This window comes from Streptomyces luteolifulvus (assembly GCF_008806595.1).
In the GTDB taxonomy this organism is placed as follows: domain Bacteria; phylum Actinomycetota; class Actinomycetes; order Streptomycetales; family Streptomycetaceae; genus Streptomyces; species Streptomyces luteolifulvus.
In genome coordinates this window covers 46,751-59,135 of the sequence record NZ_VZRB01000034.1, presented here as the reverse complement: position 1 = coordinate 59,135, position 12,385 = coordinate 46,751, and the positions used below count along the sequence as shown (strand labels likewise).

The 12,385-nt window shown below is 71.1% G+C and carries 12 protein-coding genes; 4 read left to right on the top strand and 8 right to left on the bottom strand.

Translation table 11 applies throughout. From position 1 onward, the window contains the following. Position 1: 1 nt before the first annotated feature. The 5 genes from F7R91_RS33600 to F7R91_RS33580 are packed head-to-tail and all read right to left on the bottom strand — an operon-like array spanning position 2 to position 4,905. Positions 2 to 349, bottom strand: a complete 348-nt coding sequence (locus tag F7R91_RS33600) for a hypothetical protein (protein ID WP_150955767.1) — start codon at positions 347 to 349, stop codon at positions 2 to 4. After that, the gene (locus tag F7R91_RS33595; protein ID WP_150955764.1) at positions 349 to 3,060 is read right to left on the bottom strand and encodes an ATP-binding protein; all 2,712 of its coding nucleotides are present in this window, start codon (positions 3,058 to 3,060) and stop codon (positions 349 to 351) included. Before F7R91_RS33595 ends, F7R91_RS33600 begins: the two co-directional genes overlap by 1 nt. Continuing rightward, positions 3,057 to 3,638 carry a hypothetical protein gene (locus F7R91_RS33590; RefSeq protein WP_150955761.1) on the bottom strand — a complete coding sequence of 194 codons (582 nt, stop codon included), beginning with the start codon at positions 3,636 to 3,638 and terminating at the stop codon, positions 3,057 to 3,059. The genes F7R91_RS33595 and F7R91_RS33590 overlap by 4 nt, the downstream gene beginning before the upstream one ends. Then, positions 3,635 to 3,976, bottom strand: a complete 342-nt coding sequence (locus F7R91_RS33585; RefSeq protein WP_150955759.1) for a hypothetical protein — start codon at positions 3,974 to 3,976, stop codon at positions 3,635 to 3,637. Before F7R91_RS33585 ends, F7R91_RS33590 begins: the two co-directional genes overlap by 4 nt. Further along, positions 3,973 to 4,905: a conjugal transfer protein gene (locus F7R91_RS33580; RefSeq protein WP_150955756.1), complete on the bottom strand. Its 933-nt coding sequence runs from the start codon at positions 4,903 to 4,905 to the stop codon at positions 3,973 to 3,975. Before F7R91_RS33580 ends, F7R91_RS33585 begins: the two co-directional genes overlap by 4 nt. A 699-nt stretch (positions 4,906 to 5,604) precedes the next feature. Between F7R91_RS33580 and F7R91_RS33575 the strand changes: the two genes are divergently transcribed. Continuing rightward, entirely contained in the window at positions 5,605 to 7,053 is a 1,449-nt protein-coding gene (locus tag F7R91_RS33575; protein ID WP_150955752.1) for a hypothetical protein, read from the top strand. Next, entirely contained in the window at positions 7,050 to 8,504 is a 1,455-nt protein-coding gene (locus tag F7R91_RS43185; protein ID WP_225320927.1) for a hypothetical protein, read from the top strand. The genes F7R91_RS33575 and F7R91_RS43185 overlap by 4 nt, the downstream gene beginning before the upstream one ends. A 301-nt stretch (positions 8,505 to 8,805) precedes the next feature. On the opposite strand, the gene F7R91_RS33565 is transcribed toward F7R91_RS43185, so the two are convergent. Continuing rightward, entirely contained in the window at positions 8,806 to 9,075 is a 270-nt protein-coding gene (locus F7R91_RS33565; RefSeq protein ID WP_150955750.1) for a DUF1192 domain-containing protein, read from the bottom strand. 389 nt (positions 9,076 to 9,464) lie between these two features. On the opposite strand from F7R91_RS33565, the gene F7R91_RS33560 reads away from it, so the two are divergent. Further along, positions 9,465 to 10,100, top strand: a complete 636-nt coding sequence (locus F7R91_RS33560) for a restriction endonuclease (RefSeq protein ID WP_191971744.1) — start codon at positions 9,465 to 9,467, stop codon at positions 10,098 to 10,100. 424 nt (positions 10,101 to 10,524) lie between these two features. Here F7R91_RS33560 and F7R91_RS33555 read toward each other — a convergent pair whose 3' ends face one another. Both F7R91_RS33555 and F7R91_RS33550 read right to left on the bottom strand, forming a co-directional pair. Continuing rightward, positions 10,525 to 11,673, bottom strand: a complete 1,149-nt coding sequence (locus F7R91_RS33555; protein WP_150955744.1) for a DNA cytosine methyltransferase — start codon at positions 11,671 to 11,673, stop codon at positions 10,525 to 10,527. 10 nt (positions 11,674 to 11,683) lie between these two features. Further along, positions 11,684 to 12,145, bottom strand: a complete 462-nt coding sequence (locus F7R91_RS33550; protein WP_269144791.1) for a very short patch repair endonuclease — start codon at positions 12,143 to 12,145, stop codon at positions 11,684 to 11,686. Positions 12,146 to 12,195: 50 nt separating this feature from the next. Between F7R91_RS33550 and F7R91_RS33545 the strand changes: the two genes are divergently transcribed. Next, on the top strand, positions 12,196 to 12,384 hold the full coding sequence (locus tag F7R91_RS33545) for an AbrB/MazE/SpoVT family DNA-binding domain-containing protein (RefSeq protein ID WP_150955741.1): 189 nt from the start codon (positions 12,196 to 12,198) through the stop codon (positions 12,382 to 12,384). Position 12,385: the final 1 nt, after the last annotated feature.

Sequence of the window (12,385 nt, the reverse complement as noted above, 5' to 3'; positions counted from 1 at the left end):
CTCAGCGCCGCCTTTGCCCAGCGGCGCCGCGCAGCCGCCACACCACGAGAGCACCCACACCTGCACCGGCAGGCACGAGCTTCCACGCCCCGTCGGCCATGTCCTGATGACCGGCGGAAGCATGAGCTGCGGCGCCGCGCTCGCAGTACGCCTTGGGCGGGCCCACGATCAGGGCGCAGGGATCCCGGTGCGCCTCGGCGGCGAAGGCCTGTCCGGTGTGCGGCCACCACCCCTGCGGCACGCCCACCCCGAGGGCGAGCACGACCGCGGCGGCGACGACGGCGATCACGGTAAGGACGCTCACGGCGGCGGCGACGCGCCTCGAGCGGTCCCAGGACAAAGTGGTCATCAGACGGTTTCCTTCGGACGGGTCGTCTCGGCCTCACCGGCGAGCGGCTCCGGCACCGTGGGGGAGACAGCGCTCGTGGAGGCGGCGGCGCTGGCCGTGCGGCGTCCCGGCGTGGTGGTGATGGAGGTCGTGATGCGCTCGATGCGGGGGATGGAGACCTTGATGCGCCCGGTGTTCTGCCGCGGGCAGGTCAGCAGGAACTCGCCTTCGCGGCCCTTCTGACCGACGGGGGACAGACCGGTGGTCACCAGCCGCAGCAGCTCGCCGTCATTCGGGTCGAGCCCGACGAACTCCAACCCGCGACGGGCGCGTTCACGGTCGGCGGTGCGGGCGAGTGCCCGGTAGGCCATCAGGCCGCGGTCGGGGCCGAGTTCCTCGGCGTCGTGCGAGCCCGCCACCAGGCCGGCGCCGTGCTTGCGCCCGTCGTGGAGGATCTCGTGGACCAGGGCCGTGCCTTCGGCGGACGAGGTGAGCCAGTACAGCTCGTCCAGGACCACGGCGGTGAACCGTTCGGGGTCCTCGAACGCGGTCTGCCGGGCGATCGCGGCGATCAGGTAGAGCACCGCCCGGCCGATCAGCGCCTCCAGCGGCTGCTGGTGCAGGATCTCGGGGTTGGCGAACGCAGCCTTCGGGGGCAGCTTCAACCCGGTCGTGGTGATCACGATCATGTCGGAGGCGCTGGAGGCGTCCAGCCGCACCGGCGGCAGCGTGGGGTCGAACACCATCCGGGCCAGGGAACTGGTCGCGACGACCCGGATGAGGCCGGCGAGGGTCGCTGCCGCGTCCTGCCGCTTGCCCGCCTCGCGCGTCGCCATCTCCTCGAGGACCTCAAGGACACGGTGCATGGATGGCTCCGGACCGGCGGCGGCCTGTTCGACGCCGTGGTGGAGGACCTCGCCGCTGGTACTCATCGGGCCGATGCCGAGCTGCAGGGTCAGGTAGGACAGGGCGTAGTGCCGTCCCTCCGGGCCGTCGAACATGCGCAGCGGGTCGATGGACACCTCGGCCTGAGCGGCGTCGATGATCTGGACGCGGCCCTTGGCGGCGGTGCGGGCGAAGGTCGCCCACTCGCGTACCGGCGTGCGGTCGATGCAGATCGCGCAGCCGCCGCGCGCCCACACCGCCTCCGCGATCAGCTTCTGCAGGACGCTCTTGCCCGCGCCGAGGTCCCCGACGATGCCCATGGAGGCGGACGCGTCGACCTTGGGCGCGTCCGCCACGTTGATCATGACGGGGCGGCTGGTGCCGCAGTCCAGGTCGATGCCGAGGAACATGCCGTTGGGGTCGCCGACCTCCGCAGCGGTGAAGGCCCCACCCAGCGCCCAGTCTTCGGAGACCTGGTGCTGGGTGAACTCCCGTACGACACCCGGCCGTACCGTGCCGGGCAGGCCGAGGGTGAAGAGGGCTTCTTGCAGGCCGGCCGGGCGGACGGCGCGGTAGTCGGCGCCGCCGAGCAGTGCGGCCAGGGCGCGGGCCCGGGCGTCGCAGACGGCGGCGGTCGGCCCCCACACGGTCAGCGCGGTGACGGACTGCACCTCGACCTCGACCGAGGTGCGGGAGAGGCGGGCGTCGAGCTCGCCCAGGTCGCGGGCGGCCTCGGTCAGGGACGCGGGCATGCCGGTGGGGCGGGCGTCGTACTGGTCGGCCTGGTCGATGAGTTCGTTCTTCTTGCGGCGCACCTGGTCGCGTGCCTTCTCCGCGGGCACGAGGGTGAGGTCGACGGTGTAGTCGACGGGAAAGTCGAGCATCTCCAGCTGGGCGAACAGGTCGGCGGCGTCCTGGCTGACCGCGGGTGGGCACTCGGCCAGCGCCAACTGCGCCTGGTAGCCCACCCCGTTGTCGGACTCGACCTGCAGCCAGCGCCGCCCGAGCGGCGAGCCGGTGTTCACTCGCCACCAGGCCTTGCGGCCCGACCGGGTGATTTGGCCCGCGCTCTTGAGCTCGTCGACGTCGTCGAGGTCGGGGTCGATGCCGCCTTCCTGCAGGCGCACTTGGCCGAGGTCGGCGTAGCTGGGGGAGCGCAGCACCCCGTCACGGAGCTGCCCGCCGTACATCTCGCTGGTCTCGGCCTCCGCGAGCAGCGGCTCGGCCATGCCGCGGTGGAGGGCGTGTTGGATCATCCACACGATCTCCGCCGGGCGGGCCGGGCGGAAGGCGATGCCGCCGGCGAGCGCGGCCTGAACCCGCGAGGCCTGCTCGCGATACGCGCTCACCTCGCGCCGGGCCACCGGCGCCGGCCGCATGCCGAGCATCGGTGCGAGTTCGGCCCACGCCGCGCCGAGGGACGCCGACACTTGCAGGCTGCCTGTTTCGGTCTTAAGGGGCACGGCCAGCCACAGGGTGCGGCGGTGCATCTCCTGGTCGTCGAGCAGGTCGAGGGTGGCCTCGACGTTCTCCACCCACGGGTGCCGGCCCGCACCGGGTGCCTGCTCGGCCGGCTCGATGCCCTCGATCATGCGCAGGGCGATCTCGCCCGGGTCGACCTGGGCGCACATGCCGTACAAGCGCGGGGCCCCGGACAGCGAGCGCACCAAGTGGGTGATCTTTGCCAGCTGTTCGTCGCGGACGGCGGCGGGCACGTAGGTGCCCTGGACGGTCTCCTCGCGGCGTCCCTGAACGTCCGGTCCCGGGTGCAGGCGGTAGACGGCCCACACGCTGCCCTGCGTCGACCACACCAGGTGGCCGGCGATGTGACGGATCGGAACCCTCACCGCGCACCCCCGCTCTGGGCGAGCGCGAGCAGCTGTTGCACACCCGACACCGGCCCCGCTGCGACCGGGGGAGGAATGGGCTGGGTGCGGCGGGGTGCGGACGAGCGGTCTGTGGCCGGGCTCGGGTGCGGCGCCCGGGCTGGACGCCGCTGAACCGCACGGGAGGGTGCGGCCTGCGCGGCGGGGATGGGCGCGGGCGTGTCCTCGATGGTGAAGCCGCCGAGCAGCGGGTGGGGAGCGCGGTCGCGGGCGGCCCGCCCGCCGATCCGCCCACCGCGGGGCTGCCAGCCGAGCAGCACCCAGCCCAACGCGGCCTGCACCGGGGCACGGCCCCGGACCTTCGGCCGGCGCACCATCCAGATGACCAGGCCCCACCCGACGATGGGGACCGGCCCCATCCACGACCACCAGCCGATGGTCTTGACCAGAAGGAAGCCGCCGCCGACGGCGACCGCGATCTGCGCGGGCGTGTACGGGCCGAGCGGGATCTTCCAGTCGGCGACCTTGCCCAGTACCCAGGGGTGGCGGCGGGCTGAGGTGTAGAAGCGGCCCACCCGTGCCGCGGCTGTCGCGCTCACAGCCAGCCCCCGACGCCCGGCGAGTGGTCACGAGAGGCCGGGAGTTCGGACCGGACGACCCCATGAACAGCGGGCGCGCCCTTGGAGGGGTTCTTCACCTCGTCGGTGAACATGTTCGCCAGGTCGTTGCGCGAGTTGTACAGACCCAGTGCGATCACCATCAGCAGCAGGGCACCGATCCCCGCCTTCAGTGAGAACTTCTGGATCATGATGACGACGACGAGGCAGATCAGACCGGCCTGCAGGCCCTTGGTCGCCCACTCCTGGAACATGGTGATCCACGAGTTGCCGAGGTCGTCCAGCTGCCCGGCGAGCATCAGGTTGTGCACGGTGTTCATCGGGCACCTCCGTCCTGGGCCGTGCCGGACTGAAGCGCGGCGACTTCCCACCGGCCCGAGCGGGCCTTGAGCGTGAGCTCGTACGCCAGCGGCCAACGACCGGTCGCGTCACGGGCCTCCACCGAGGCGAGCACCCGCACCGTCGTGCCGTCCGCCGGCACCAGCTCGGCGGCCGCGGCCTCCTCGACAGCGGACACCTCCTGGACGGTGACCGTCGTGTACGGGGCGGGGGAGACGGCGGTGAGTTTCACGCCGGGCGCGAGGTAGCGGTCGACCTTGCCGGCACCGGTCAGATACGCGGCGAGGAACTCCCCCACAGCGGAGGGCAGATCGCCTTCCGGGACCGTCACGCCGTACGGCGACTTCGGCACGTCGGCCCGGCCCGGGCCGGCCACCACGCCCGGCGCACCGGTCACAGCAAACGAGGTGCCCGAGCGGTCCGCGGTCACCGGCACGGCGTAGTAGCGCACCGGGCCGTCGGCGTACTGCGCAGCCACCGTCACCGACCACGCCCCGTTGTCGCGCTGCGCACTGCGCACCGCCGTCACGGACTCCGGCTTCGACTGCGCAGCGGCAGCCGGGTCGGGCAGCTCGACGTCCGGCGCCATCGACTGCGCAAGGCGCGCCTGCGCAGTCGTCGCGTCATCGGCGTTGCTGCGCAGCCACGCGCTGACGAACACCTGCGCATAGCCGGCCGGGTCGGCGGCGGCCGCCGCGGTGCGCACGGCCGTGGGCTTGGCCGGGGTGGACGCCTCGACCGTGGCCGGAGTGGAGGTGATGGCGACGGTCAGGGCGACGGGGCCGGCCGCGATGACCGTCCAGACCGCCACGTGCGAGAGACGGACGCGGCGCCGCATCGCCTCCAGCCGGGCGCCGCCCGCCATCGGAGCAGCGGCCTCGCTCGGCGAGGCCTGCTTGCCAGGAGACATGGTCAAACTCCCAGGTCAGAACGTGTGATTGCTGACCTCGAGAAAACCCGCCGACCCCGACCCGACCCCCGACCACGAACCCCCGACCACGGTCACGATCGGGATACGAAGCCCATGGTCGGGGTCATGGTCGGCCCGACCACAGGCCCGACCACGGGCCCCACGTGGGGCAGCCCGCGTTCACCGCGGTGCCCGCCAACTCCCCGGCCACGACGGCGCGCACACCCGCTCGCCCCACCGCACCCAGCGCCGCGTGCGCAGAAGGACACCACCAGACCCGCGAGGGCGGCCTGCGCATCCGGACACCCCCTGTGCGCAAGACGACATCGGGCTCTCCCGGCCGTACTGCGCAACCGCTGAAACGCAACCCGACTGCGCACGACCCTGGCTCGGTTGCGCAGCCCGATTGCGCAACGCCCAGCCGAGGCTGCGCAATCGAGGTACGCACCCACTGCACACCGTGCCGGGGAGGCATGGTCGGCCCGACCATGACCCCGACCACGGCAGCTAGAAGACCGCGTTGCCGGATCGTGACCGATGGTCGGGGCTCATGGCCGTCAGCCTGGTCGGGGTCGGCGGATGAGCTGACGGCATGGAACGCACGTACGCCTACCGACCGTCGCCCACCGGCCGCCCCACCCCGGTGGGCACGGTGCGCTGCCGTGGCCACCGCACGCGGCCCGTGCCCAGGGCGGCACGATGAGCGGGTTTGGAGCCGGGGTCCGCCGAGCGGTGATGGCCGCCGATCAGTTCACCCAGATTGCCAACGGGTTGTTCCGCGACAGCCGGATCTCGTACCGGGCGAAGGGGCTCTTCGGCTACATCAGCATCCACCGGAACGGGTGGCGGGTGACCATCGCTGCCCTCGTCGCCCTGGGCCCCGACGGGCGAGACGCCGTGCGGGCCGGGATGAACGAGCTGGAGAAGTTCGGCTACCTGGTCCGCGATCGCGTCCGCCGCCCGAACGGCACCCTCGGAGAGATCGTCTACAGCATCACCGACCGTCCCGCCGCCCCGGACATTCCGCCCATCGACCCGGCGTCGGCACAGGCCTTCCGGGGGCCCGGCAGCGACGCCGGGTTCGGTGTGGGGATACGCCGCGGGGTGATGGCGGGCGACCAGTTCACGCAGATCGCCAACGCGCTGTTCCGCGACAGCCGCATCTCCTTCAAGGCCAAGGGACTGTTCGGCTACATCAGCACCCACCGGGACGGCTGGCAGATCACCGTCGCCAATCTGACCCGACACGGCCGCGAACGCGTCGACGCGGTGACCACCGGCCTGGAGGAACTGGAAAGCCACGGATTCCTGCTGCGCGAGCGCGACCGCAGCGCCGACGGCACGCTCGGGCAGGCCCTGTACTTCATCACCGACCTGCCCGCCCTGCAAAACCCCAGCTCACAACCAGAGTCGGGTTATCCAGGATTGGCTGAGCCAGTGTTGGCTGATCCCGGCACTAAGAACACCATCGTTAAGAAGACCAACAAGCAGAAGACCAACCCCCTCCGTCCGTGCGACCGCGGCGACGCCGCGCGCACGAACGGACGGACGGTCCCCTCGCACGCGACAGCATCCCCGGCGCCGCCGGCCGACGAGATGCACGAGGGCATCCGGCTGCTGCTTCAGATCGGGGCGAGCCGCCCAGAACTGCTGCTGTCCGGGCCGACGCTGACCGATCAGGGCCGCGTGGCGACCGTGATGATGGACTCCGGCTGGAGCGCCGACCAGCTGCGCCACGTCATCACCGGACGCCCCCTGCCGAACCCGGTGCGCACCTCGGTCGGCGCGATCGTCGCCGCCCGGCTCCGCGCAGCCCAGGCCTACCCGCCGCCCGCCACTGCAGCCGCACCCCGCGACGCGGCCTCGCTGGACGAGCCGTTCGCGGCGGCGACGGCAGAGCGGTCATCGACCGGAGCGGCCAGCCGAACCGTGAGCGAAGCCCTCACCTATCGGGCCCTCGTCGAATGCGCCGGCTGCGGCGTGCCCGCAACCGCCCCCGGCGAAGACCTCTGCCCGGCCTGCCTCGGCTGGCCGCTGTGCCGCACCTGCCCGAGCCCTACCCCCCGGCGCGCCCACCCCGACGGCGACGGCCGGTGTGCCACCTGCGCCTCCGCCTTCACCGACCACCTGGAAGGAAGCACCTCGTGACGGACACACTCCAGACACCGCCGCCGACCGCGGCCACGCACCACGAGCGCCCCTTCACCGGCCACCCGGGGCGGTGGGAGAAGGAACGCGCCCGCGCTCTGCGGACCGGCCACGTCCGCGACCACACCTGCACATCCGCCTGCGAGCCGGTGCTCGTCCACGAACACACCCGGTGGGGATATCTGGCCTGGACCGTCCTCGGCGACGGCAGCCCGCCCGAGATCCCCCACCGGATCGGAGTGCTCACCCCGGCCGCGACTCGTGCGCAGCGACTGGCCCTGCGCTGGCTGACTCGGCGCCCCGCCCAGTACATCGCCCTGGCCGCAGTCCCCGGATCCCTGCGGCTCTCCACCGCGTGCGTCGCCCTCATCAGCCTGCTCACCGGGCTGTTCGCCGCCAGTCACGGGATACCCCTCGACGTCGCGTTCCCGGCGATGCTCCTCGCCCCGCTGCTCGCCGAGCACCTGCCCGATCGGCTGAACTCCCGTGCCCTCGAGTACGTCCGCGTCGTCGAAGGCGACGCTCCCTGCCGTTACCTGTGGCGCCTCGCCGCCCTGCAGACCTCGCTCGTCCAGGCGACCGCCGGCAGCGACCGCTACGAGCTGCGCCGCTCGGCCGAGGTCGGACAGCACCTGCTGTGGGACGCCGCCAGCCTGCTCCAGACCCAGGGCGCCCGCACGGCCGCGGCAGAACTCATCGCCCGCGAGCGGCTGATGCTCCAACTCGCCCACCAGGTCGCCCAGATCCTCAAACACACCGCGGACGACAACGCACCCGGCACGAACCAGGCCTGCGCTCCCGCACGGCCCCTGAGCCCGTATTCGCCCGGCGCCCGGCCGACGACCCCTCCGGGCCCCCGTCATGCACCGACCCCACCGCTTCAGAAGGGAACTCTCCCCATGCCGCAGGCCGAACCCAGCCAGGGCGACCCCACCCTGGACGTCTACCTCCTGTTCGCGCACGAGCCCTACTACCCGACCGCCGCCCAGGAGATCAACACCACCGTCGTGGCCGCAGCCTCTCTGCTGCTCCCCCACGTACGGCAGCCCGACGGCGCCCGCATCCACGGGTTGCTCGTCCACGGCCGGCGACCGGGCGAGATCGTGCCGCTGTCCACGCTCACCCACGAACTCGACAGAGGCACACGCTGGCCGGAGGTCGGAGACTGGGAGACGGTCACCGAAAACCTGCTGCAGGTCGTCCGGGACCGCGACTGCGACGCTCTGAGCCTGGGCCTGCCGGAGATCGCCCGCGCTTTGGTGTGCGTGGGCCCGCACAGCCAAATCCGTGCCGTCGACTCTACGTCCGGGGCAGATCGGATGTACGGCCCCGCCGACCGCATCGGGGTCCTCGTCGAGGTCGGCCGGCAGCTGGCCTGGGCGGAAGCAGGATGCCCCATGTGGCCCGGCGAGGGCCTGCTGCCCCCGATCAACCCCGCGGATGCCAGGTGAGTTCGGCTACGAAGCGTACGAAGTCTGGGCGGTGCTCCGTCGGCTGCTGGCCAGGTGGTGGCACCGATGCGCCGCAGCAAAGTAGCTGCTGCCCTGTCAGGGCGGCCGGGAAGACTCCACAACCCGACCGCCTCCGATCGGGTGGCGCTTCGGGGCCTTCTTCCTCGGCGCCGGCTTCGGGACGGGCTTGTGGGCCTTTCACCACCGGGACAACTTCATGGAATTTATCGAGATCGTTGCCAGGTTCAGGGGGGCGGTGGGATACGGGTAGCGGGGGTAGCGCTCGAGGAAGTCGAGCATCTCAAAGGCCCAGGTGCGTCGTTCCTCGTCGGGGCTGTGCTCGGCCACGGTGCGCAGGGCCGCCAGGGCCCGGGGCGGAAGTCGGGGCCCATGTCGAGGAGGGACCGGTAACTGCGGCGCTTTGCCGGAACCAGCCCTGCTGGCCGCGCAGCCGCTGGGCACGTTCGGCCCGGCGGTCGTCGATGGCCTGGGCGAGGCGGGCAGTTGGGGCCCGCATCGCGGCGATCCGGTCGCGGATGTCGTCGATGTCGGACGGCGGGTGCACGTCCATGGCTGGCCCGGTATCTCGCCCCCCATGGCTGTGCAGAGGCCACAGTGTGGCCCCAATAGACCCTTTTTTGGGGGACGTTTGCTGAATCTGTGACCCGTGAGAGGGATAGACCGGTGTGGCCGTGCGAGCGGGGCGTCCGTTTCCGTTTGCGTTTCGGGGGCTGCGCCCTGCCGAGGCACGACCTGCGTCGATCGGTGCCGGGGAAGAGGGCCTCCGCCGTGCGTGCCGGTGATTCGGCTTGCTGACGTGCGATCGCCCCGCGGCGACGTGGCGGGCGCGGCCGAAGAGCCGAGAGGGTGCCGAGGCGTTGTCAGTGTTCGTTGCTAGAACGGTAGTTGGCGGTTCGTGCGGTGGGTTTCGGGGGTGTGGTGGTGTACGGGGACGGAACGATGAAGCCCGGGGTGAAGGCCGTGGTCGGTCTCATCGTGGGGATGACGGTCGCCCGGTTGTTATGGCGGTGGGTGACGGGCAGTGCGCTGCCCTGGATCGGCGAGCATCCGTGGTGGATCGGGTTCGCGTGTCTGGGTGTGGTGTTGCTGGCCGCCACGTTGGTCGACCGTGTCGGCCGCGGCGGCTATGGGTACGGCGAGCAGGAGGCGGACGGCGAGCTCTATTCGCTGACGTATCGCATGCGGGACTTTGCCGCGATGACGCCGACCGCTTTCGAGCAGGCGTGTGCGGAGTTGTTGGCCCGCGACGGGTTCCTTCAGGCGCGTCGGGTGGGCGGCGCCGGAGACCTGGGAGCCGATGTGGTGGCTTGGGATGACCAGGGCCGCAAGCTGGTCTTGCAATGCAAGCGGTACGCGCGGCCGGTGGGCTCCAAGGAGGTGCAGACGTTCAACGGCACCGCGCGGCCCGAGCACGGGGCGCACCATCCCATCATGATCGGTCTGAGCGGATTCACCCGGCCCGCAACCGACTTCGGCGCCCGCCACGGCATCGTTCTGCTGGGCCGGCCGGAGCTGAAGCGCTGGGCTCACGGCGCACATCTGTATGACGTCATCGAAGCCGGAGCGCTGGAATGAAAGCCAGCGGGCGCGTTGCGCCCTCCCCGCCGCACCCGGCGGCAGTCGAGCGCGAGCAGCGCACTGGCCGCACGACACACGGTCGCGGTCCGTCTCCGAGCCCCCGACTACCGGTGATGCGGCGTGGGCTCGGGCACGCGCGAGGCGTGAGTTCGTCTTGGTCGGCAAACCATCGACGTCGGGCGGCCGGCCCGGGTGCGGCGAAGAGAACAGGCGGCGCGCGGTGGTGCTCACCAGGCGGCCAATACCCCGGTGCGCCGCGTGCGTTGGCCGACCCGCCACCGCCGCTTCCGACATGTGGGGATCGAGGATCGGACCGATCACTGCCTCGAGGAGGGTTGCGGTTCGGCGTGCCGCTGTTCGCCATTGTGATGGCGGCGCGCCCCACCGCAGGGTGGACGGTGGTTGTTGGCGGGCGGCGGGGTCAGGCTTCGACTGCCGTCTGTTGCTGTCGGGGTGCGGGGACGGTGCGGTGGAGGTAGGGCTTGAGGTGTTCGGCGATGGCCTGGGCGAGGACGGGTGGTACGGCGTTGCCGATCTGGCGGGCGATTTCGACCTTGGTGCCGTGCCAGACGAATTCGTCGGGGAAGGTCTGCAGGCGGGCCGCTTCGCGGTGGGTGATGGGCCGGTTGACGCGCTTGGAGGGGTCTTCGGGGTCCCACTGGGGGTGAAGGTACTGGCCCTTTTCCGGCTTGTAGAACTCGGTGCGGATGGTGAGGGAGGGCTGGTCCCAGCGCATCCTGCCCATCACGTCGGTGGTTCCGGTCTTCTTCTCCCGCCAGCAGCGGGAGAGCAGGTGATCGGGGAGGTCGAAGCGGCCGCCGCCGGGCGGGATGTGGTCGTATCGCTCGAGGGACCGCTCGGTGGGGTTGCGTCTGATGTGCAGTTCCGTGCTCTTGAACGGGCCGGGGACGGCCTGGCCGAACACGGTCGAGGTGCGCTGGGGGAGTTCGGTCTCGCCTGGTCTTTCGGGTAGTTCGGCGATGGCGTCGCGTACTGTTCGCCACGACTTCTTGCCCAGCAGTTGCGTCGGCTCGTGGGTGGCCTCCGGCATCGGGATTTTGCCGATGCGGGATCCGATGACGATGGTCCGCTTGCGGCGCTGGGGTGCCCCGTAGTCGGCGGCCAGGAGCAGCGCGTGGGTCAACTCGTAGTCCGCCAGGAGTCCGCCGGGCCGTACCTCTGCCTGGAGGAGCTCGAATTCGGAGGACTTGCGGAAGCGATCGACGTTCTCGATCACGAACACCTTGGGCCGGGCGTGCCGGACGAAGCGGATGTATTCCTTCCAGAGCTTGTTGCGGGGGTCGTTCACGTCCCGCGTGCCGAGGTTGGAGAAGCCCTGACAGGGAGGCCCGCCGATGATCATGTCGGCTTGGGGGATGTCTTCGTCGGGTACCTGGGCGATGTCGCCCCAGTGCATGTGGGATTCGCCGAAGTTCGCCGCGTACGTCGCCGCGGCGGCCCGCTCCAACTCCACCGCCATGATGGGTTTGTACCCCTTGGCTGCAACGAAGCCTGCGGTCATGCCGCCGCAGCCGGCAAACAAGTCGATCAAGGTGATGGGTCGGGCCATGGGGTAAAGATTAGACGTTGTGCGAGGTGGATGAGGGCCCACCAGGCCTTTGTCGGCCCGCCCGTCGCTGCCGTACCGTTTCGCGGATCGCGGCCGCCGCGGTGGCGGGGTCCTCGTGTTCCCACACGCGAACCGCCAGCCATCCGGCTTGGGCCAGGCGTGCGTCGGTGTCCCGGTCCCTGGTCCGGTTCCCCTCGATCTTGGAGCGCCAAAACTCCGAGTTGTTCTTCGGCCACGTTGCGTGTTCGGGGCAGCCGTGCCAGAAGCAGCCGTCCACGAACACGGCCACACGGGCCGGGCCGAACACGACATCGGCCTCGCGGCGGATGCCGGGCAGGGGGCGTCGGTGGATGCGAAAGCGCAAGCCCTGGGCGTGCAGCAGCCGGCGCAGCGCCACCTCGACGCCCGTGTCCCGGCTGCGCTGGCGACTCATCCGGGCCCGCACCACCGCCGATGTCTCCAGTCGTTCCACCTGGCCATCGTCTCGCATCACCGGGTCACACGGGAAACTAGACTGCCCGGATGATTCGGGAACCGGCGGAGTTGAGGATCGATGAGTCCGGCCGCGTGGAGCTGCCCCTGGGACTGTTGGCCGAGGCGGGCCTCTCGCCCGGTAGCGCCCTGATCGTCTTCAGCGACGGGGACGGGCGCCTGGTGCTCCGTCGCAAGGAGGACGCACTGCGCGATCTGTTGGAAAAAGGGACACTCTAGC